Annotated in this window: 19 protein-coding genes; 9 read left to right on the top strand and 10 right to left on the bottom strand. The window is 67.1% G+C overall.

Annotated elements, in window-relative coordinates; all coding sequences use genetic code 11:
* From A5771_RS23715 to A5771_RS01855, 4 genes are all read right to left on the bottom strand, one after another.
* Window positions 1–79, bottom strand: a 79-nt coding sequence (locus A5771_RS23715) for a hypothetical protein (RefSeq protein WP_233428776.1), incomplete at its 3' end; no start/stop codon positions are given.
* Window positions 63–1,727: an AMP-binding protein gene (locus tag A5771_RS01865; RefSeq protein ID WP_064853502.1), complete on the bottom strand. Its 1,665-nt coding sequence runs from the start codon at window positions 1,725–1,727 to the stop codon at window positions 63–65. The genes A5771_RS01865 and A5771_RS23715, both read right to left, overlap by 17 nt.
* A complete protein-coding gene (locus A5771_RS01860) occupies window positions 1,714–3,225 on the bottom strand; it encodes an aldehyde dehydrogenase family protein (RefSeq protein ID WP_064853501.1) in 1,512 nt (503 codons plus the stop codon). The genes A5771_RS01865 and A5771_RS01860 overlap by 14 nt, the downstream gene beginning before the upstream one ends.
* A gap of 41 nt (window positions 3,226–3,266) precedes the next feature.
* Entirely contained in the window at window positions 3,267–4,118 is an 852-nt protein-coding gene (locus A5771_RS01855) for an SDR family NAD(P)-dependent oxidoreductase (protein WP_064853506.1), read from the bottom strand.
* Window positions 4,119–4,229: 111 nt separating this feature from the next.
* Here A5771_RS01855 and A5771_RS01850 point away from each other — a divergent pair, with 111 nt between their 5' ends.
* The 3 genes from A5771_RS01850 to A5771_RS01840 all read left to right on the top strand — a co-directional run bounded on the left by A5771_RS01850 (window position 4,230) and on the right by A5771_RS01840 (window position 8,501).
* Window positions 4,230–5,216: an AraC family transcriptional regulator gene (locus tag A5771_RS01850; protein WP_109400990.1), complete on the top strand. Its 987-nt coding sequence runs from the start codon at window positions 4,230–4,232 to the stop codon at window positions 5,214–5,216.
* Between the two features lie 187 nt (window positions 5,217–5,403).
* Window positions 5,404–7,395, top strand: a complete 1,992-nt coding sequence (locus A5771_RS01845; RefSeq protein WP_064853499.1) for a hypothetical protein — start codon at window positions 5,404–5,406, stop codon at window positions 7,393–7,395.
* Window positions 7,392–8,501, top strand: a complete 1,110-nt coding sequence (locus A5771_RS01840) for an NDMA-dependent alcohol dehydrogenase (protein WP_064853498.1) — start codon at window positions 7,392–7,394, stop codon at window positions 8,499–8,501. The genes A5771_RS01845 and A5771_RS01840 overlap by 4 nt, the downstream gene beginning before the upstream one ends.
* Here A5771_RS01840 and A5771_RS01835 read toward each other — a convergent pair.
* Entirely contained in the window at window positions 8,488–9,753 is a 1,266-nt protein-coding gene (locus A5771_RS01835) for a PucR family transcriptional regulator (protein ID WP_064853497.1), read from the bottom strand. The genes A5771_RS01840 and A5771_RS01835 overlap by 14 nt on opposite strands.
* Before the next feature lie 148 nt (window positions 9,754–9,901).
* Between A5771_RS01835 and A5771_RS01830 the strand changes: the two genes are divergently transcribed.
* Window positions 9,902–11,365 carry a flavin-containing monooxygenase gene (locus A5771_RS01830; RefSeq protein ID WP_064853496.1) on the top strand — a complete coding sequence of 488 codons (1,464 nt, stop codon included), beginning with the start codon at window positions 9,902–9,904 and terminating at the stop codon, window positions 11,363–11,365.
* Window positions 11,362–12,276: an alpha/beta hydrolase gene (locus A5771_RS01825; RefSeq protein ID WP_234782903.1), complete on the top strand. Its 915-nt coding sequence runs from the start codon at window positions 11,362–11,364 to the stop codon at window positions 12,274–12,276. Before A5771_RS01830 ends, A5771_RS01825 begins: the two co-directional genes overlap by 4 nt.
* Here A5771_RS01825 and A5771_RS01820 read toward each other — a convergent pair.
* Genes A5771_RS01820 through A5771_RS01810 form a run of 3 tightly spaced genes read right to left on the bottom strand, consistent with a single transcriptional unit; the run spans window position 12,273 to window position 14,227 of the window.
* A complete protein-coding gene (locus A5771_RS01820; RefSeq protein WP_064853495.1) occupies window positions 12,273–12,953 on the bottom strand; it encodes a uracil-DNA glycosylase in 681 nt (226 codons plus the stop codon). The two genes, A5771_RS01825 and A5771_RS01820, sit on opposite strands and share 4 nt — an antisense overlap.
* Window positions 12,950–13,240 (bottom strand): DUF1330 domain-containing protein, encoded by a 291-nt coding sequence (locus A5771_RS01815; protein WP_064853494.1) that lies wholly within the window; start codon window positions 13,238–13,240, stop codon window positions 12,950–12,952. Before A5771_RS01815 ends, A5771_RS01820 begins: the two co-directional genes overlap by 4 nt.
* A gap of 9 nt (window positions 13,241–13,249) precedes the next feature.
* A complete protein-coding gene (locus A5771_RS01810) occupies window positions 13,250–14,227 on the bottom strand; it encodes a thiamine-phosphate kinase (RefSeq protein ID WP_082947004.1) in 978 nt (325 codons plus the stop codon).
* A gap of 20 nt (window positions 14,228–14,247) precedes the next feature.
* Between A5771_RS01810 and A5771_RS01805 the strand changes: the two genes are divergently transcribed.
* A complete protein-coding gene (locus A5771_RS01805) occupies window positions 14,248–14,781 on the top strand; it encodes a DUF3515 domain-containing protein (RefSeq protein ID WP_064853492.1) in 534 nt (177 codons plus the stop codon).
* Between the two features lie 87 nt (window positions 14,782–14,868).
* Here A5771_RS01805 and A5771_RS01800 read toward each other — a convergent pair whose 3' ends face one another.
* A complete protein-coding gene (locus A5771_RS01800) occupies window positions 14,869–15,972 on the bottom strand; it encodes a D-alanine--D-alanine ligase family protein (protein ID WP_064853491.1) in 1,104 nt (367 codons plus the stop codon).
* 27 nt (window positions 15,973–15,999) lie between these two features.
* Window positions 16,000–17,034 carry an NAD(P)H-dependent glycerol-3-phosphate dehydrogenase gene (locus tag A5771_RS01795; protein WP_267887453.1) on the bottom strand — a complete coding sequence of 345 codons (1,035 nt, stop codon included), beginning with the start codon at window positions 17,032–17,034 and terminating at the stop codon, window positions 16,000–16,002.
* 75 nt (window positions 17,035–17,109) lie between these two features.
* On the opposite strand from A5771_RS01795, the gene cofC reads away from it, so the two are divergent.
* The 3 genes from cofC to A5771_RS01780 are packed head-to-tail and all read left to right on the top strand — an operon-like array spanning window position 17,110 to window position 20,964.
* Window positions 17,110–17,787: a 2-phospho-L-lactate guanylyltransferase gene (gene cofC / locus A5771_RS01790; protein ID WP_064853490.1), complete on the top strand. Its 678-nt coding sequence runs from the start codon at window positions 17,110–17,112 to the stop codon at window positions 17,785–17,787.
* Complete coding sequence (locus A5771_RS01785; RefSeq protein WP_064853489.1) at window positions 17,784–19,988, top strand: RNA degradosome polyphosphate kinase; 2,205 nt, start codon at window positions 17,784–17,786, stop codon at window positions 19,986–19,988. The genes cofC and A5771_RS01785 overlap by 4 nt, the downstream gene beginning before the upstream one ends.
* A 43-nt stretch (window positions 19,989–20,031) precedes the next feature.
* Window positions 20,032–20,964 carry an NUDIX hydrolase gene (locus tag A5771_RS01780; RefSeq protein WP_064853503.1) on the top strand — a complete coding sequence of 311 codons (933 nt, stop codon included), beginning with the start codon at window positions 20,032–20,034 and terminating at the stop codon, window positions 20,962–20,964.
* The last annotated feature ends 134 nt before the right edge of the window (window positions 20,965–21,098 follow it).

The raw sequence follows: 21,098 nt of genomic DNA, 5'->3' as shown, positions 1-21,098 counted from the left end.
TCTCCGCCAGCGCGCGGATCGCCGCCCGCAACTCGTCGTGCTCCTCGGGGAGTTTGAACAGGTCAAACGACGGATTCATTCGTTCTCCTTAAGTACTCGATTGCATGGATGCGCATCACGTCTTTACGGACCTTGCCGGTGACGGTCATCGGAAACTCGTCGACGATGCGTAGATAGCGCGGAATCTTGAAGTGCGCCATACGTCCGGTGCAGAACGAGCGCAGCGCCTCAAGGGTCAGCGGAACCGCCGGGTCCCGCAGTGTGATCACCGCCATCAGTTCCTCGCCATAAAACTCATCCGGCACCCCGATGACCTGGACACCGACGATGTCGGGATGGGCGTAGAGAAACTCTTCGACCTCGCACGGGTAGACGTTCTCCCCGCCGCGGATGACCATGTCCTTGATCCGGCCGGCGATCCGCAGATAACCGTCGTCATCCATGACCGCCAGATCCCCGGTGTGCATCCAGCCCTCGGCGTCGAGGACGTCGGCGGTGCGCTCCGGGGCGTTCCAGTAACCGGCCATCACGGAATAGCCACGGGTGCACAGCTCCCCGGTCACTCCGCGTGCCACGGTCGCGCCGGTGGCCGGATCGACGACCTTGGCCTCAAGGTGCGGCCCCACCCGGCCCACCGTGCCCACCCGGAGTTCCAGCGAATCCCCGGCGCGGGTCTGGGTGGACACCGGGGACGTTTCAGTCATCCCGTAGCAGATGGCCACCTCCGCCATGTGCATCCGCTCGATCACCGCGCGCATGACGCTCTCCGGGCAAGGCGAGCCCGCCATGATCCCGGTGCGCAGACTGCTCAGATCGACATCCTCGAACTCCGGAGCCGCCAACTCGGCGATGAACATCGTCGGTACTCCGTAGAGGCTGGTGCAGGATTCGTCGCGCACTGCACGCAACGTGGCCAGCGGATCAAAACCGGGTCCCGGGATCACCACGGCAGCGCCATGACTGGTGGCCGCCAGGTTCCCCACCACCATCCCGAAGCAGTGATAGAACGGCACCGGAATGCAGATCCGATCATGCTCGGTATAGCCCAACAGCTCCCCTACCAGATAGCCGTTGTTGAGGAGGTTGCGGTGTGTGAGCGTGGCGCCCTTGGGATACCCGGTGGTGCCCGAGGTGTATTGGATGTTGATCAGATCATGGGCACTGAGCGTAACCGCGACCGCGGCGAGCGCTGCCCTATCGATGCTCGTGCCGGCCAGTGCTTCCCAGCGGGCACCGCCCAACAGCACCACCTCGCGCAGCTGCGGACAGTGCGGCGCCACCTCGGCCAGCATGGCGGCATAATCGGAGCTTTTGAACCCGCGCGCTGCGATCATCATCGCCGGCGCTGCCTTCTGCAGCGCGTATTGCAGTTCGTGCGCGCGGTAGGCGGGGTTGAGGCTGACCAGCAGCGCCCCGATCTCAGCCGTCGCGTACTGCACCAGCACCCATTCCGCGCAGTTCGGCGCCCAGATGCCGACCCGATCGCCAGGCCCTATTCCCGCCTGAAGCAATCCCGTGGCCAACCTCGCCACGGCCTCCGACAGCTCGGCGTAATTCCATCGCTGACCGGATACGACATCGACAACGGCATCGCGATCGGGCACCCGCGCGACAGTTGCGGCTAAGTTGGCACCGATCGTCATCTCCAGTAGCGCGGGCTCGGTCTCTCCGCGCGCGTAGGAGTTCCGGCCAGCGAGAACGCTGCCCGAGTTGCTAGAGCGCGACATTGACCGACTTCGTCTGCAGGTAGAGATCGAGGGCATCAGCCCCGAGTTCACGGCCCCAGCCGGACTGCTTGTAGCCGCCGAACGGCATCGCCGTATCCAAGCCGTTGTACTGATTGACCCAAACCGTTCCGGCCTTCAGCGCTCGTGCGACACGATGGGCTTTGGAAATATCGCGGGTCCAGACACCGGCAGCCAGACCGTAGTTCGAATCGTTGGCAGCCCGCACCGCTGCACCGATGCCGGCGTCGGCGTTGAACGGCAGCGCGGCCACAACGGGGCCGAAGATCTCCTCGCGGACGATGCTGAATTCCGGTCGCACGTCGACGAATACCGTGGGCTCGATGAAGAATCCGCGGTCGCCGTGGCGCTTGCCGCCGGTCAGGGCACGGGCCCCCTCGGCGAGTCCGTCCCGCAGATATCCGGTGACCTTGTCTAGCTGTTCCGCCGAGACCAGTGGACCCAGTTCGGTACGCGGATCGAGTCCCGGACCGATCTTCACCTTCGAAGCCGCCTCGGCGACGGCGGTGGTGAAGTCGGCAAAGATCGCGTCCTCCACAAACAATCGGGTACCTGCCACACAGCACTGACCGTGATTGAACAGCCACGCATTCACAGATCCTGCGACCGCCAGATCGAAATCTGCGTCGGCGAACACCACGTTGGGGCTTTTGCCGCCCAACTCCAGCGACACCTTCTTCAGATTGCCGCGCGCGGCGTCGGCGACGAGCTTGCCGACCTCGGTGGAGCCGGTGAACGCGATCTTGTCGACCCCGTCGTGAGCTGACAGCGCAGCGCCGACATCACCGAATCCCGTGAGGATGTTGACCACCCCCGGCGGGAAACCGGCCTCGCAGAAGATCTCACCCAGCAGCAACGCCGACAACGGCGTCTGCTCGGCCGGCTTGAGGATCACGGTGTTGCCCGCAGCCAGCGCCGGCGCCAACTTCCACGCGGCCATCAACAGCGGGAAGTTCCACGGCACGATCAACCCGCATACCCCGACCGGCTCGCGAAGTGTGTAGGCGTGGAACTGCGCTTCCGGCGGCGCAAGCGGCATCGACACATTGACGGTCGAGCCGCCGATCTTGGTGGCCCAACCCGCGTAGTAGTGGAATGCGTCCGCGGACAACCCCGCGTCCACCGCCGCAGCGACTGCCGCGGATTTGCCGTTGTCCAACGCCTCGATCTCGCCGAACTCCGCGGCCCGCTCGGCGATGATGTCACCGACTCGCCACAGCAGCGCGGCCCGCTCATTGGGTTTCATCGCCTGCCACGGTCCATCGTCGAACGCGTCGCGGGCTGCAGCCACCGCACGATCGACATCGCCGGACTGTGCCCAGGAAACGTCAGCCAGCCTCAGTCCGGATGCTGGGTCGCTGGTGACAAAGGTGCGCCCCGATTGTGCGTCCATCCAGCGTCCGCCGATGAGCAGCTGCTTGCGCCGGTCCAAGAAGGCCCGGACATCGGCTTGGATGGGAAACTCGGCAATAGTCGTCATGGCAGGCTCCTCGCAATGTTCGGCACGACAGTTGGCAACGTTCAGCGTGCTTCACGGTCGACGGAGTTGATCCACGGGAAAAAGCGAGCCGCTCCCACCGCGATCACGCGCTGATACGCCGGCCCGGCAACCCGTGCCAGCACATCGAGGGCATGAGCCTCCCACCCGATCACCACTCGGGCATTCCCCTTGCGGACCCCTGCGACGATCCTGTTCGCGGCCATCTCCGGGGAATGCAGTGCCAGGTACTTGTCGAAGAACTCAGCGAACGTATGCGCGTCCTCGCCGTCCGCGACTGACGCGTTGCGGGCCACGGCGGTCTTGATGCCGCCCGGATGCACACACGTCACCTTGACCGGGTGACCACTGATCAGCATCTCCTGGCGTAGCGCTTCGGTGAAGCCCCTTACTGCGAACTTGGCTGCGTTGTAAGCGCTTTGGCCCGGCACCGCGACAAGACCGAATAGGCTCGAGACGTTGATGATGTGCCCGTCACCCGACGCGATCACGTGCGGAAGGAAGGCCTTGGTGCCGTTGACGACTCCCCAGAAGTCAACGTCCATCACCCGCTCCATGTCCTTGAACGCCACCTTCTCGACGTCACCGTTGTAGGCGATACCGGCGTTGTTGTAGACCTGATGAACGTGGCCGAAGTGGGCGACAACGTCTTGGGCGTGGGCCAGCACCGCGGCCCGCTCGGCCACATTGACGCGGTCCGACTTCACCTGCGCGCCCATCACTTCAGCCCTGCGCACGGTCTCGGCAAGGCCCTCGGCGTCGATATCGGACAGCGCGAGTTTGGCGCCCTTGGCAGCGAGATTGAGCGCCAGCGCCCTGCCGATCCCCGACCCTGCACCCGTGATGACGACGACCTTGCCTGCGAACTCAGTCATGGCACGATCATGGTCATCCGTCATACCATCGGTCTTGACATTTTGTGACATATTTTTGTCATTTCACGACACAGGGGTTGATGCGTGGGCAGTCTCATCCGGGCACCGGCGATGTCGGGCTACGCCGAGCTGGTGCGCGAACTCGACGCTGACCCACAGATTTTCTTGTCGCGCTTTCACATTCCGCCCGACGTCGAATACCACGAGGATGGGTTCGTGTCGTCCGGCGCGTTCATTCGCCTGCTGGAGAACACCGCCGACGAACTTCGGTGCCCGGACTTCGGCCTCCGGCTCTCCGGCCGGCAAGGCCTGCACGTCCTCGGTCCGCTCGCGGTGATCGCCCGAAACGCGCAGACCGTGCTGGGCGGCCTCCGAGCGATCGCCCGCTACCTCTACATTCACTCACCGGCATTGGGGCTGGCCGAGCGGCCAACCGACGGCGGCATCGCCTTCGGCTATGCGGTGGCCGAATCGGGTATCCCATATCCACTGCAGGCCTACGAACTGAGCATGGGCATCGCGGTGCGCATTATTCAGTTGCTCGGCGGCCCGCAGGCCCGAGCAGGCGCGATCGTGTTCATGCACGCCCAACGAGCCCCTGACGAGGCGTACCGCCAAGCGTTGGACTGCCCGGTGCGGTTTGGGCAAACCTGGTGCGGGTTCGAGCTTCCCGCCCGGCTGGGCGAGCAGCGTATCGAGAACGCCGACCCCAACACCCGGCGTCTCGCCACCAGCTACCTGGAATCCACCTATCTGCCCAACTCGCCTTTGTTGTCGGTACGCGTAGCCGAACTGGCGCGTCGGCTCCTGCCCACCGGCCAGTGCAACATCGATGTCATCGCGGCCGAGCTGGCCATGCATCCGCGGACCCTGCAACGGCAACTGGCCACCGAGGGCATGGGTTGCCGGGCGGTCATCGACCAGCAACGCCGCGATCAGGCGATGCGCTACCTCGCCGAACCCGATCTGCCGATCCAACACATCGTCGCCCTACTCGGCTACTCCGAGCAGAGCGCATTCAACCGGTCGTGCCGGCGCTGGTTCGGGAAGACGCCGCGGCAGTTGCGGGACAGTGGGCCGGGCCCGCTCTCGCCCTAGCCTGAGGTCACACTCAGCGCCTCATGTGTCGTCGCACACATATCCCGGACTTTCCTGAGCGCTCGGCCATGTCGCGGTCGGGTGGCCGTCAATAACGTTGCCCAGGTCACTTACCGGGCGGTGCTCACCCGCCGTTCGACGCCAGTGCTGTCGTGTATCACCGACTCACTCGAAGCGAGGAGAACTCATGTCTATCGTCTACACCGCCTCACTCGCGGATGCCGCAATTACCGGCGCGCCCGCCAACCGGGCGGCGCGCCGCGGCCGGCTACGCCGGGCCGCTCACATGGCCGGGTTGGCCTCCAGCATGGGGACCGGCGCATTGGCGATGATGCTGATGACCCCACACGCGGCTGCCGAGGCCGGCGCTCTGCAAGGCGCGGTCGCGGCACTGGAGCAGGCGCAGGCCAGCATCGCGGACTTCGACGCCAACAACCCGCTGTTCGACTTCATCAATCACGGGGCGTCGGACGGCATGCTGCCGCAGTACATCCAGAACATGTCGTCGACCACCCTGGCGATCATTCTGTCCCAGTTCAACGCGGGCACGCTCAAATTCCCGGGCTTGCCGGACTTCCCCCAAATCAATGGCACCGCCTACACGGCGGCACCCTTCATGTGGAACGCCTCGGCCGCCGACCCGCAGTCGTACCTTATCTACGGCAACCCGGACAACCAGTACGGCCTGATGCCGCTGGACCCGAACGCCAGCTACACCATCACGGTGCACGCCGGCGACGGTTCCATCGGCGGTGGCCTGGCCACCTACTCCGGCAGCGTCGTGAATTCGAATTTCGCCCCGATGGAGAGCTTCAGCTTCGCCAACGCCACCCCCAATGCGGACGGCAGCTACACCATCGTCGTGAGCGCCACCGACCCGGGCAACGGCGTCAACTGGTTCAGCAGCGCCGGGGCGACCTCGCTGCTGGTTCGCGACACCGTCGGCGACTGGGGCCAGATCCACAACGACGTCCACATCGTCAAAGACGGTGCGGCGATGAGTGTTCCGTGGCTCAACGACGACCAGATCGGCACCATCCTGGGCATCACCGGCAAGGTGCTGCCGCTGGCGAACATGTCCGACACCTACTACCACCAGATCCAGTACCCGCTGCTGAACGACCCGAACGAGTTCAGCAAGCTCGGCGACACCGCCGCCAACGTCCCGGGCCTGACGCTGCCGGGTCAGGTCACCAGCCTGGGCAACTTTTCGTTGGAGCCCGGTCAGGCGCTGGTGCTCAAGGTGCCCGAGCTCGAGTCCGCCTACCACGGCCTGCAGCTCACCAACGAGTGGGGACAGAACGATGCGTTCGCCAGCGCGACCGGCAGTCTGAACAACACCCAGATCTTCCAGGGCGATGACGGCTACACCTACTACATCCTGAGCAGCGAAAACCCCGGTTACGCGAACTGGGTCAACATCGGCGACCTGACCAATGGCGGGGTCATCCTGCGCTGGCAGGACGTGACCGGAACGATCACCAACCCCAACATCGAGACCACCGTAGTGCCGATCTCCGACGTCAAGGACTACCTGCCGGCGGACATGCCGACGGTCACCCCGCAGGAGTACGCGGCGCTGGCCCAGGAGCGGCTGCTCGAGTACGGCTACTCCTTCCACCAGTCGTCGAACATCAACTGGCTGTGGGACAACCTGCAGATCGGCCAGATCAAGGCCGCCATCGGCGCAGACACCTTCGACCAGCTGTTCGGCGGCCAGGACTCGGTGCCTTCGATCTTCGACCGGATGACGTCGGCCGATCTCGGGCCGAACTGGGCAGGCGTGTTCAACAACGTGCTGGCCCACCCCGAAGGCAGCTTCAACGCACTGCTGAACAACCTGCCGCTGGCGATCAAGGACTTGGAACTGCCGAGCGTGCTGGCGGGGCTGCAGCTGCAGCACTTCACCGAGCAGACCTTCGCGGCGATGCAGACGTCCGACTACTGGTCGGACTCGGCGAACCTGATGGCCAGCTTCAACTCGTTCGGCACCATCCTCAACGACGCGCTGTTCGACCCGGCCACCAGCATCTCCGCCGGGTTCCTCAACGCTCGCGACGACCTGTCGGTAGCGCTGCTGAACGCGACCGACGGCACGGAGCTGACAAACACCCTGTGGGCGCAGCTGTCCGAGCTCAACGACACGCTGGCGCAGGCGCTGGGCGGTTCGGCGCTGTGAAAACCACTGCGGCAGTGCTGCTGGAGCCGGGTAAGCCGTTCGAGATCATGGAACTCGATCTCGACGGCCCCGGCCCGGGGGAGGTTTTGATCCGGTACGTGGCTGCCGGACTGTGCCATTCGGATCTGCACCTGACCGACGGCGATCTGCCACCGCGCTACCCGATCGTCGGCGGGCACGAGGGCGCCGGGATCATCGAGGACGTCGGTGTCGGCGTGACGAAGGTCGCCCCGGGCGATCACGTGGTGTGCTCATTCATCCCCAGCTGCGGCACCTGCCGCTACTGCGCCACCGGCCGCCAAAGCCTCTGTGACATGGGCGCCACCATCCTGGACGGGTGCATGCCCGACGGCACCTTCCGATTCCGCTCCGGCGGCACGGAATTCGGCGCCATGTGCATGCTGGGCACGTTCTCCGAGCGCGCCGTCATCTCCGAACATTCGGTGGTCAAGATCGATGACTGGCTGCCGCTGGAGACCGCGGTGCTGGTGGGCTGCGGCGTGCCCACCGGCTGGGGTGCGGCCACCTACGCCGGCAACGTCCGGCCCGGGGACATCGCGGTGATCTACGGTGTCGGCGGTATCGGCATCAACGCCGTGCAGGGCGCGCTGCAATCGGGCGCCAAGTACGTCGTCGTAGTCGACCCGGTGGAATTCAAACGCGAAACCGCGCTGAAATTCGGTGCCACCCACGCATTCTCATCGGCAAATGAGGCAGCAGAGAAGGTTTCTGAACTGTCCTGGGGACAGGGTGCGGACCAGGCGATCGTCACCGTCGGCACCGTCGAGGAGGAAGTGATCTCGTCGGCCTTCGACATCGTCGGCAAGGGCGGGACCGTGATCGTGGTCGGCCTGGCCAGCCCGGAGAGGCTGACCGTGCACGTCTCCGGCATGATGCTGACGCTGATGGAGAAGACCATCAAGGGATCACTGTTCGGATCGGCCAACCCACAGTACGACATCGTGCGGCTGCTACGGCTCTACGACGCCGGTCAGCTCCGGCTCGACGAGCTGGTGACCGCCCGTTACCGCCTCGAAGACGTCAATCAGGGCTATCAGGATCTGCGGGACGGCAAGAACATCCGGGGCATCATCACCTACGCGTGATCGTCGACTCCTCCCGAGACAGCACCCGGGGGCCGATCTGATGGGCGAGTTCGAGCGCTAGTTCGACCGCCAGCCGACGGTCGGAGACCTGGTAGCCGAGCAATTCGGTGGCGCGTGCCACTCGTTGCAGCACGGTGTTTCGGTGGGTGTGCAACCTCGCCGCGGCCCGCGGCGCGTTCTCGGCTTCGTCGAGAAACACCCGCAACGTCTCACGAAGCCGCTCCGCGCTCGCGGCGTTCTCGGCCAACGGTCCCAGGGTGGTGGCCACGAACTCGGCTGCCCGGTCCAGGTTGTGCGCGGCCAGCTCGGTCACCTCCAGTTCGTGATAGAACGCCAGCTTTGCACCGTTTGGGTGTACCGCGAGCAGCCGTTGTATCGCCAGAGCCGCGGCGTGCGAGCGACGGAATCCGCCGATCCCAGGCCGCGTCGGGCCAACTGCGGCGCGGACACCGTTGTCCACCTTGCCGATCGCCTCCCGCAGTTCGTCGGCCGGCGGATTGGAGTCCGTGCCGATCCATGCCCACAATGTTGAGACTCCGGCGGGAAGCGTGATCGGGCGTCGCGCACCGATGGCCTGCGCCAGAATGGCGGCTGCCGATTCCAAAGCGCCCTGGACTTCACCGGGGGGTGGCGACCACAACACGACCGCGGTATGCCGCCGCGCGAGGTCGTATCCCAGCCGCTCGCTTGCCCTTCGGCTGTCGATCGGGGCGCCGTCGAGTATCAGCCGGATGGTTTCCGCACGGCGCGCCAACGCGCCACCGAGGACCTCCTCACGCTCACGTTGTGCTTCGGCGATAACGCGGCCGATCACATGGTCGACGTATTCGAACATCAACTGCGACGACATCTCCAAGAGCTGCTGCAGCACCGGTCCCGGGGCGGCGACACGCGCGGCATGGGTCATGTAACGCCGCCAGGCGATGTTCTGCCCGCGCCGGTAGGACTGGAAGATCACGTCGAGTTCAACTCCGCGCCGCGCCACCGTGCGGGCCACGTCGAGAGCCTCGGGAGGGACGTCGAGGGGCACCCGCCCGTCGCGCCGGGCCAACATGTGGAGCAGGCGCGCGGCATTGGCGCGGTTGCTTGCCGACATCTCCGCGGTCAGTGCGGCGTCGGCGCCCATCAACGGGGTCAACTCGATCTCCGCAGCATCCATCTCAGCGACCAGCTCGTCGAGGTCGGCCAACATCAAGTCAGCCACCTGGCCCATCAATTCGGTGATCTCCGACGGCGACTCCACACTATTCATCCGCCAAGTGTGTCGCGGCACACATATCGGCGCAAGATCAGGGCGCGCGGCACTGTCGGGTGCCGAATTCCGGAACTACCGTGCAGAGCACCAACCCGGCCGAGTTCAGGAGATACCCGCTGTGACATCCGCCCCCGCGAAGCAGAGCATGGATTTCGACGTGTTGATCATCGGCGCCGGGATCTCCGGTATCGGGATGGCCCGTTACCTCAAGACCCACCGCCCCGCTACGACGTTCGCGATGCTGGAATCCCGCGATGGCATCGGTGGCACCTGGAGCCTGCATCGCTATCCGGGTATCCGCTCAGATTCCGACATGGCCACTTTCGGCTTCAGCTTCAAGCCATGGACACACCGCCAGGCGATCGCCGACGGGCACGTGATTCTGGACTATCTGCAGCGGACGGTTGCAGACAACGGCCTGGCCAAACACGTTCAGTTCGGCTCTCACGTGGTGGCCGCGGAGTTCTCCTCGACGCAGGGGCGCTGGATAGTCACCGTGCAGCGCGGTGGTGCCACGGAGCGCGTTACCGGACGGTTCTTGTTTCTGGGGACCGGCTACTACGACTACGAGGCGGGTTTCACACCTGACTTCGCCGGCGTATCGGACTTCCCGGGTCCGGTCATCCACCCCCAGCACTGGCCGGAGGATCTGGATTACGCTGGGAAACGGGTGGTCGTGATCGGCAGCGGTGCAACGGCCGTCACGCTGATTCCGGCGATGTGCGAACGGGCCGAACACATCACGATGCTCCAGCGATCACCGAGCTATGTGTTCTCGATCCCAGCCGAAGACGCGATCGCCAACGTGCTGAACAAGATTCTCGGCCATGACCGTGCCTACCAGATCATCCGTCGTAAGAACATCGCGATTCACCGCGGCCTGTTCAAGGCCTGTCAGCGCGCGCCGAAGGTGATGCGCCGCCTGCTGATTGCCAATGTGGCTCGCCAGTTGCCCAAGCACTACGACGTTGACACCCACTTCACTCCGCACTACAACCCGTGGGAGCAGCGGCTGTGCATGGTGCCCAACGGGGACCTGTTCAAGGCGATCTCGTCCCGACAGGCCTCGGTGGTCACCGACCGGATCGACCGGTTCACGAAGACCGGAATCCTGTTGGAGTCCGGCCAAGAGTTGGCTGCTGACATCATCGTCACCGCGACCGGCCTCAACATGTCGCCGTTCGGCAAGATCACTCTGCGCGTCGACGACGAGCCGGTGCACGTGCCCGACACCGTGGTCTACAAGGGCATGATGCTGTCGGGGGTACCCAACTTCGCGTTCGCGATCGGCTACACGAATATCGCCTGGACCCTCAAAGTGGACCTGGTCTGCGAACACTTCTGCCGTTTGCTCGACTACATGGACGCCCACGGACACGACACCGTGACGCCGGTACTCGACGATCCCGATATGCCACGGGTACCGCTGATGGAGATGAGTTCGGGTTATGTCCAGCGGGGGATCGCACAGTTCCCGCGCGGGGGCACAGTCGGCGCCTGGGCGTTCCAGCACGCTTACGAAGTGGACGTCAAGCGGCTTCGCGAAGGGCCCGTTGCCGACCCGGCGCTGACCTTCACCGCGAACCAGCCCGCCGCGCTGGTGTCGTGACAGCGACCGTCGAAGTGAAAGACCTCCTCTTCACCAGCCATGGAGTTCGCTGCGCTGCCTGGCACCTGCCGGCGCGCAGCGCCGCACTGAGGGCCCCGGCCGGCCGGCCCTGCGTCGTGATGGCCAACGGCTTCGGCGGCACCCGCGATACCGGTCTACTGGCCTTCGCCGAGCCCTTCGCCGATGCCGGGATCGACACCTTCGTGTTCGACTACCGCGGCTACGGCGACTCCGCGGGCGAACCGCGCCAGGATATTTCGGCCCGCCGTCAGCGACAGGACTACCACGCGGCGATTGCGGCTGCCCGGCACCTACCCGGCGTCGATCCGGATCGGATCGCGTTGTGGGGCACGTCCTATTCCGGCGGGCATGTGGTGGCCGTCGCGGCGCAAGATGCGCAGCTCGCCGGCGTCGTTGCGATGAATCCGGCAACCGACGGCATCGCCGCGCTGCGCCAACTCGTCGGATATGCCGGTGTCGGCCAGCTGATCCGCGCGACCCGACACGGCCTGCGCGATCTTGCCGGATCCCTGTTCAGCCGCGCGCCGCACCGCGTGCCGGTAGTGGGCCAACCCGGGACGTTGGCATTGATGACGACCCTCGGCGCCGAGCAGGCCTACACCGCCATGGCCGGTCCAACCTGGTGCAACGAGGTGTGCGCGCGCACGGCACTGCGAGTCGGGTTCAACCGGCCCACCACCTTCGCAGGCCGTCTGGCTTGCCCGATCCTGCTGCAGATCGGCACCAACGATCAGATCGCGCCGCCCGGCGCTGCACGCCGCACTGCGGCCAAGGCCGGGCGCTGGGCACACGTGTTGGAGTACCCGATCGATCACTTCGCCTTCTACGACGGCACCTGGCAGCAGCAGGCGCTGGCCGATCAGCTGGACTTCATGACCCGATTCCTTTAAGGAAGTCGCCAGTCGATCGGCTCGGCGCCCAGCTGGCCCAGCAGCTCGTTGGCGCGGCTGAACGGCCGCGATCCGAAGAACCCCCGGGACGCCGAGAGCGGCGAGGGGTGCGGCGACTCGATCGCGACGCAGTTCTCGGCCAGCATGGGCTTGAGCGTCCCCGCGTCGCGCCCCCACAGGATCGCCACCATCGGTTGCTTGCGGGCCACCAGGGCGCGGATGGCGCACTCGGTGACCGCCTCCCAGCCCTTGCCGCGGTGTGACGCCGGGTTGCCCGGCCGCACCGTGAGCACCCTGTTGAGCAGCAGCACGCCGCGCTGCGCCCAGGCGGACAGATCGCCGTTGGCTGGTCTGGGATAGCCCAGGTCGGCGGTGTACTCGGTGAAGATGTTCTCCAGGCTGCGCGGCAGCGGCCGCACCTGCGGGGCGACGGAGAAACTGAGCCCCACGGCGTGCCCGGGCGTCGGATAGGGGTCTTGGCCGACGATCAGCACCCGCACGGCATCGAACGGAAACGTGAAGGCGCGCAACACATTCTGACCATCGGGTAGGTAGCCACGCCCGGACGAGATCTCCTCGCGCAGGAACTTGCCCATCAAGGCGACCTGCTCGGTCACCGGCGCCAGTGCGGTGGCCCAACCGCTTTCGACGAGCTCCGGCAGCGGGCGTGCGGTCACGCCAGCCCCTGCACCAGCAGCACCACCGCTTCGGCGCCGGCCTGCCGGTCTTGCGAAATGCGCTGATATTCCGGCGATTCGGCCCACTGGCGGAATGCGTCCTGGTCGGGAAACGACATCAGCACCACCTTCTCCCGGTCCCAGTGCCCCTCCACGACCTCTGGTGACTCGTCGGCGGCCAGCAGCGTTCCCGAGTAACGACGGAAGACGTCGGCGAACTGCTCCTGGTACCGGTCGTAAGCGGCGCGGTCGGTAAATCGGAGCTGGGCGATCACGTAGACGCTCACCGCGCCACCCTAGCTGCCGTAGGACTGCCAGCCCGCGTCCCCGTCCCACGGTGCCCCGTCGACCAGAACCCCGGCCGGCCCGTCGGCGACCCGCCCGATCACCCGCCAACCGGCCGGCACCGCGCCGGGAAACGCGGCGACCAGGGCGTGGTCTTCTCCCCCGCCCAGCACCCACGCCCACGGGTCGGCGCCGAGGGCGGCAGCGGCCGGGGCCAGCGCCTGCTGGTCGGCGGCCAGCGCGGCGGTGGACACCTCGATCGTCACCTGCGACGCCGACGCGAGGTGGCCCAGATCGGCGAGCAGGCCGTCGGAGACGTCGGTCATCGCCTGCGCCCCGGCGTCAGCGGCCGCCACGCCCTGGCCGTAGGGCGGCTGCGGGACGAGGTGGCGTCGTCGCAGCTCCTCGAAGCTCCCGTGCCCCTCGCTCCACAGCCGGTAGCCCGCCGCCGAGCGGCCCAGCTCGCCGGCCACCGCAACCACCGCCCCCGGCCGCGCCCCAGACCTCAGGACCGGCGCCCGGCCGGCCAGATCACCCAGCACCGTCACCGACACCACCCAGGATCCGGCCTGCACCAGGTCGCCGCCGACCACGCCGGCACCGAAGCGCTGCGCTTCGGCCCACATGCCGTCGGCCAGGGCGGCGGCGTCAGCTGCCGGCGTGTGCGCCGGGGCACCGAATGCCACGACGAACGCGGTCGGGCGGGCGCCCATCGCCTCGATGTCGGCGGCGTTCTGCGCGATCGCCTTGCGCCCGACGTCGTGCGGGCTCGACCAGTCCAGCCGGAAATGCCGGCCTTCCACCAGCATGTCGGTGGAGATCACGGTCCGGCCGTCGGCGCAGCGCACCACCGCCGCGTCGTCCCCGGGACCCAGTTCAGTGGTGGCGGGCTGACGGCGGCCGGCCACCAGCCGGTCGATCATGGGAAACTCTCCAAGCTGACCCAGCGTGGGCTCGTTACCGCGCACAGGCTGGAGTGTAGGTGCGATCGAAAGGGTGGTGCGCAGTGATGACCGACGCCGACGGTCCGCCACGCGCCGCGCTGATCGCCGCACTGGTGGTCGCCGTCGTCGCGGTGATCGCCGCGCTGGCGTTCGCGGCGGCGCGCCAGCCCGGTGCGCCGTCGACCGAGCCGCTGCGCCTTGCCACAGTGCCGGCCCCGCATGCCGGCGCCGCGCCCTGCCGTGCCGTGCTCGAGGCGCTGCCGCAGCAGCTGGGCGACTATCGGCGGGCCGAGATCGCCGAGCCGGCACCCGAGGGCGCGGCGGCCTGGACGGCCGGCGCCGACGAGACGGTGGTGCTGCGCTGCGGGCTGGATCGGCCGGCCGACTTCGTGGTGGGCTCGCCCATCCAGGTGGTCGATCAGGTGCAGTGGTTCGAGGTCCGCGAAGGCGAGCGCGCCACCTGGTACGCGGTCGACCGGACGGTTTATCTGGCGCTGACGCTGCCCCGGGGTTCGGGGCCCACCCCGATCCAGGAGCTGTCGGATCTGATCGCCGAGAAGCTGGACGCGGTGCCGATCAGGCCGGGGCCGGCGCGCTAACCCTCCCGTCGAGCGTGTAACCACGGCGAAAATTCGGCCGATTTTTCGCACTCAATGCACGCTCGGCGCACGAGGCGCACCGTCGCTTCAGCGCAGTCCCACCCCGCGGGCCAGTGCGGTGTCGACCATCGTCGCCAGCAACGTCGGGTAGTCCACCCCGCTGGCCGCCCACATCCGCGGGTACATCGAGATGGTGGTGAATCCGGGCATGGTGTTGATCTCGTTGATCACCGGTCCGGTGTCGGTGTGGAAGAAGTCCACCCGGGCCAGGCCCTGGCAGTCCAGCGCGACGAAAGCACGAATTGCCAACTGGCGCACCGTATCTGCGACGTCGTCGTCGATCTTGGCGGGCACATCGAGTTCGGCGGCGTCATCGAGGTACTTGGTGGCGAAGTCGTAGAAGGAGTCGTCGCGGTCACGGACGCCGGCGACCCGGATCTCCCCGACCGTGCTGGCGGCCACCGTGCCGTCGGGGAATTCGAGCACCCCGCATTCGAGCTCCCGGCCGACGACCGCGGCCTCGACGATGACCTTCGGGTCGTGCCGGCGCGCCTGCGCGATGGCGGCGGGAAGCTCGTCGTACGACGTCACCCGGCTGACCCCGATCGACGAGCCGCCGCGCGCGGGTTTGACGAACAACGGCAGCCCCAACCGCTCCCGGTCGTCGATCGACAACGTCGCCTGCCGGCCCCGTAACACCGCGTACGGCCCGATCGGCAGGCCCTCGGCCGCCAGCAGCTTCTTGGTGAACTCCTTGTCCATCCCGGCGGCGCTGGCCAGCACCCCGGCCCCGACGTAGGGCACCCCGGCCAGCTCGAGCAGCCCCTGCACGGTGCCGTCCTCGCCGTAGGGTCCGTGCAGCACCGGAAACACCACGTCGACCGACTGCAGCACCTGTCCGGCACCCACAGCCAGCAACTGGCCGGCTCGCTGCGGGTCGGCGGGCAGCGTCAGTTCGGCACCGGAGGCCATGGTGACCGCGGGCAACTGCCGGCCGTTGATCACCAGCGCGTCCGGGTCACCTTCGGTGAGCACCCAGGAGCCTTCCGGCGTGATCCCCACGGCGACCACCTCGAAACGCTGCGGATCCAGGTTGCGCAGGATGCTGCCCGCTGACACGCAGGAGATCGCGTGCTCGCTGCTGCGGCCGCCGAACACGACGGCCACCCGGGTGCGCTGGTGGGAATTCACACGCCAGAGGGTACGGCAACGCCGGGCTCACTCCGGTTTGGTGCGCCGTCCCAGCAGCAGCGCCACCGCCTCGTTGACCGACAAGCCTTCGTGGCACACCCGGTGCACGGCGTCGGTCAGCGGCATCTCCACGTCATAGCTCGACGCCAGCGCCAGCACCGACTGACACGACGTCACCCCTTCGACGACGTGACCGTCGGTGGTGCCCGACAGCCCCTTGGAACCCGGTATCGGCGGCATCGCCTCGCCCCGGCCGAGCCGCTCGCCGAACGACCGGTTCCGCGATTGCGGTGAGGTGCAGGTGGCCACCAGATCGCCCACCCCGGCCAGGCCGGCCAGGGTGGCCCCCTTGGCGCCGAGCGCTACACCCAGGCGGATGATCTCGGCCAGGCCGCGGGTGATGATCGCCGCCGCGGTGTTCTCCCCCAGGCCCACCCCGGCCGCCATCCCGCAGGCCAGGGCGATGACGTTCTTGCAGGCGCCGCCGATCTCGGTGCCGATCACATCGGCGTTGGTGTACGGGCGGAAGTAGCCGGTGTTGAGCATGCGCTGTAGCGCCACCGCGCGACCGGAGTCGGTGCAGGCCACCACCGTTGCGGCGGGCTGTTCGGCGGCGATCTCGGCGGCCAGGTTGGGGCCGGAGACCACGGCGACCTGACCGGGATCGAACCCGGTCACCGACGCGATTACTTGGCTCATCCGCATCAAGGTGCCCAGTTCGATGCCCTTGGCGACACTGACCAGGGTGGCGCCGTGGCCCAGGTGCGGCGTCCATGTCTCGAGGTTGGACCGCATGGTCTGCGCCGGTACGGCCAGCACCACCGTGGTCAAGCCGTTCAGCGCCTCGGCCGGGTCGGTGGTGGCCCGCACCCCGTGTGGCACCGTGAAGCCGGGCAGATAGCCGGGGTTGCGGCGGGTCTCGTTGATCTGCGCGGCGATGTCGGATCGGCGCGCCCACAGCCTGACCTCGCTACCGGCGTCGGCGAGCACCTTGGCCAATGCCGTGCCCCAGGCTCCGGCTCCCATCACCGCGACAGTGTTTTCCGCGCTCTCGGTGCCCACCGCACATCACCTCCCTTAGGCGGATCACCCTAACCTGGCACCGACGCTGCGGCGGACGAACCCGACGCTGGCAGGATGTCGGTTGTGAACGCCGTGGCCGAGGAAGCGGGTATCGGCCTGATCATCGCCGTCAAGCGGCTCAGCGTGGCCAAGACCAGGCTGGCGCCGGCTTTTCCGGCGCCACAGCGAGAGGCCGTGGTGCTGGCCATGCTGGTCGACACCATCGCCGCCGCGTCGGGCGCCCGGGGACTGGAGCACATCACCGTGGTCACCCCCGACGAGGCCGCCGCCGCGGCCGCGGCAGACCTGGGCGCCGAGGTGCTGGCGGATCCGACTCCGGACGGCCACGGCGACCCGCTGAACAACGCACTCGCCGCCGCCGAACGCGCGGTGGCCGGATCGGTGCCGAATATCGTTGTCCTACAAGGAGATTTACCGGCTCTGCAGTCCTACGAGCTCGAGGAGGCGATCGCCGCCGCCCGCGCCCACCCGCGCAGCTTCGTAGCCGACCGGCACGGAATGGGCACCGCGGCGCTCTTCGCGTTCGGCAGTGCCCTAAACCCACGGTTCGGGCGGGACTCGTCGACGCGGCATCGGCAGTCCGGCGCTCTGGAGCTGACCGGAGCCTGGCCGGGCCTGCGCTGCGACATCGACACGCCCGAGGATCTGGCGGTGGCGCGGCGTCTCGGGGTCGGCCCGGCGACCGCCCGTGCCCTCGCGCAATCCACGATCGGTGGCAGCAGCACCCGGTGATGAGTAATGATTTCGGAGTGGATGAAATCGAGGTCGGCCAACTGACCGAGGCGCGCGGCGACGAGACCGACTGGCGCCCCAGTGAGGCCACCCCTACCGCGCCGCCGGCGGCCACCGCGGCCTTGCCGAGCCAAAGCGGCGATGAACTGCCCGCGGACCGCTACCTGAACCGGGAGCTGAGCTGGCTGGACTTCAACGCGCGGGTGCTGGCGCTGGCGGCCGACACCTCGCTGCCACTGTTGGAGCGGGCCAAGTTCCTGGCGATCTTCGCCTCCAATCTCGATGAGTTCTACATGGTCCGGGTCGCCGGGCTCAAACGCCGCGACGAGATGGGCCTGTCGGTGCGCTCGGCCGACGGCCTGACACCGCGCGAGCAACTACGCCGGATCGGTGAGCAGACCCAGCAGATCGCCACCCGCCACGCGCGGGTGTTCCTCGAATCGGTGCGGCCGGCGCTCGCCGACGAGGGCATCCACATCGTTACCTGGGCCGACCTGCTCCCGGCCGAACGCGACCAGCTGTCGGTGTACTTCCAGGATCAGGTGTTCCCGGTCCTGACGCCGTTGGCAGTCGACCCGGCACACCCGTTCCCGTTCGTCAGCGGACTCAGCCTGAACCTGGCGGTGACGGTCAAGCGCCCCGAGGACGGCGGAAATCACTTCGCGCGGGTCAAGGTCCCCGACAACGTCGACCGGTTCGTCGAACTCGATGCCGGTGGTGAGGGACGCGGTGAGATCCGTTTCCTGCCGATGGAGGAGTTGATCGCGGCGTTCCTGCCGGCGCTGTTCCCCGGCATGGAGATCGTCGAGCATCACGCCTTCCGCATCACCCGCAACGCCGATTTCGAGGTCGAGGAGGACCGCGACGAGGATCTGCTGCAGGCCCTGGAACGGGAATTGGCGCGCCGCCGGTTCGGGTCGCCGGTGCGCCTGGAGGTCGCCGACGACATGACCGAGAGCATGTTGGAGCTGCTGCTGCGAGAGCTCGACGTACACCCTGGCGACGTCGTCGAGGTGCCCGGGCTGCTGGACCTGTCGGCGTTGTGGCAGGTGTACCGCCAGGACCGTCCGGACCTCAAGGACCGCACCTTCGTGCCGGCCACTCACCCGGCGTTCGCCGAACGAGAAACCCCCAAAAGCATTTTCGCCACCCTGCGAGAAGGCGACGTGCTGGTGCACCACCCCTACGACTCCTTCGCCACCAGCGTGCAGCGATTCCTCGAGCAGGCCGCCGCCGATCCCGGAGTACTGGCGATCAAACAGACGCTGTACCGCACCTCGGGCGACTCGCCGATCGTCACCGCGTTGATCGACGCCGCAGAGGCCGGAAAACAGGTGGTGGCTCTGGTCGAGATCAAGGCCCGGTTCGACGAGCAGGCCAACATCAAGTGGGCTCGCAAGCTGGAACAGGCCGGCGTGCACGTCGTCTATGGACTGATCGGTCTCAAGACGCACTGCAAGGTCGCGTTGGTGGTGCGCCGTGAGGGCTCGGCAATTCGCCGGTACTGCCATATCGGCACCGGCAACTACAACAGCAAGACCGCGCGCCTCTACGAGGACGTCGGGCTGCTGACCGCCGACCCCGACATCGGCGCCGACCTCACCGACCTGTTCAACTCGCTGACCGGCTATTCGCGGAAGATGGAGTACCGCAACCTCTTGGTGGCCCCGCACGGCGTGCGGTCCGGGATCATCGAACGTATCGAACGCGAGATCGCCGCCCATCGCACCGGCGGCGGACAGGGCCGGATCCGGCTGAAACTCAACTCCCTGGTCGACGAGCAGGTCATCGATGCGCTCTACGGCGCCTCGCGCGCCGGTGTGCAGGTCGAATTGGTGGTGCGCGGGATCTGCGCACTGCGGCCGGGAGTCGAAGGCTTCTCCGAAAACATCGTCGTTCGGTCGATCCTCGGCCGTTTCCTGGAGCACTCCCGGATCATCGAATGCCGCGCCATCGACGAATTCTGGATCGGCAGCGCCGACATGATGCACCGCAACCTGGACCGGCGGGTCGAGGTGATGGTGCGGGTGAAGGATCCGCGCCTGACCGCTCAACTGGGCGACGTGTTCGACTCCTCGATGGACCCGGCCACCCGCTGCTGGGAACTCGGGGCGGACGGCCAGTGGACCGCGGAACCGCAGGGCGGCGCGACCGTGCGAGACCACCAGGTGTCGTTGATGGAACGACACCGCAACCCCTGACCCACCCCGTCCACGAGGCCCGAATCGACCTGCAGGAGTGAAGGTGCCCACAGAGACCTCGTCGAACGGCTCCCCGCCGGCGGGTAAAACCATCCACGCCGCCGGTGCGGTGCTGTGGCGGATGCGGCGAAAGTCCGTCGAGGTGGCGCTCATCCACCGCCCCCGCTACGACGACTGGTCACTGCCCAAAGGCAAAGTCGATCCCGGAGAGACCGAACCGGTGACAGCGGTACGGGAGATCCTCGAGGAGACCGGCCAGCATGCCCAACTGGGTCGCCGGCTGGGCTCGGTCAGCTATCCGGTGGCCCAAGGCGTCAAGAAAGTGCGCTTTTGGAACGCGCGGGCGCTGGGCGGTGACTTCGTGCCCAACCGCGAGGTCGACGACCTGGTCTGGTTACCGGTCAACGCCGCGATGAAAGAACTGCACTACGCCTACGACCGGAAGATATTGCGGCGGTTCGCCAAGGCTCCCGCCGACACCCAGACGGTGTTGATCGTGCGGCACGGCACCGCCGGGCGCCGATCCCGGTTCTCCGGCGACGACACCCTGCGCCCGCTGGACAAGAAAGGCCGCGCACAAGCCGAGGCGCTCACCGACCAGCTGCTGGCCTTCGGCGCCACCGACGTCTACGCCGCCGATCGGGTGCGCTGTCATCAGACCGTCGAACCGCTGGCCGCCGAACTCGGCGTGACCGTGCATAACGAGCCGACGCTGACCGAAGAGGCCTACTCCCACACGCCGAAGAAGGCCCGCCGCAGGGTGCTGGAGATCGCCAGGTTGGGCGGCACACCGGTTATCTGCACGCAGGGCAAGGTGATTCCGGATCTGATCGCGTGGTGGTGTGCCCGCGACGGCGTCACCCCGGACAAGTCCCGCAACCGCAAAGGCAGCACCTGGGTGCTGTCACTGTCGGGGGGCCGGTTGATCGCCGCAGACCACATGGGCAGTCCGTTGGCGACGCACGCCTTGGTGTGAACGACCGGGCGCCGCGGGGAATCCCCTGTCTCTTATACAGATCTGACGCTGCCGAGGATAAGGCTCGTGTAGATCTCGGGGGTCGCCGTATCATTTAAAATAGGGGGGGTGGGGGGGGGGGGTGGGGGGCGGGG

This window comes from Mycolicibacter sinensis (genome assembly GCF_001667375.1).
In the GTDB taxonomy this organism is placed as follows: Bacteria; Actinomycetota; Actinomycetes; order Mycobacteriales; family Mycobacteriaceae; genus Mycobacterium; species Mycobacterium sinense_A.
Note: the sequence above shows the minus strand (reverse complement) of the source record. Positions and strands in the feature narration are given on the sequence as shown.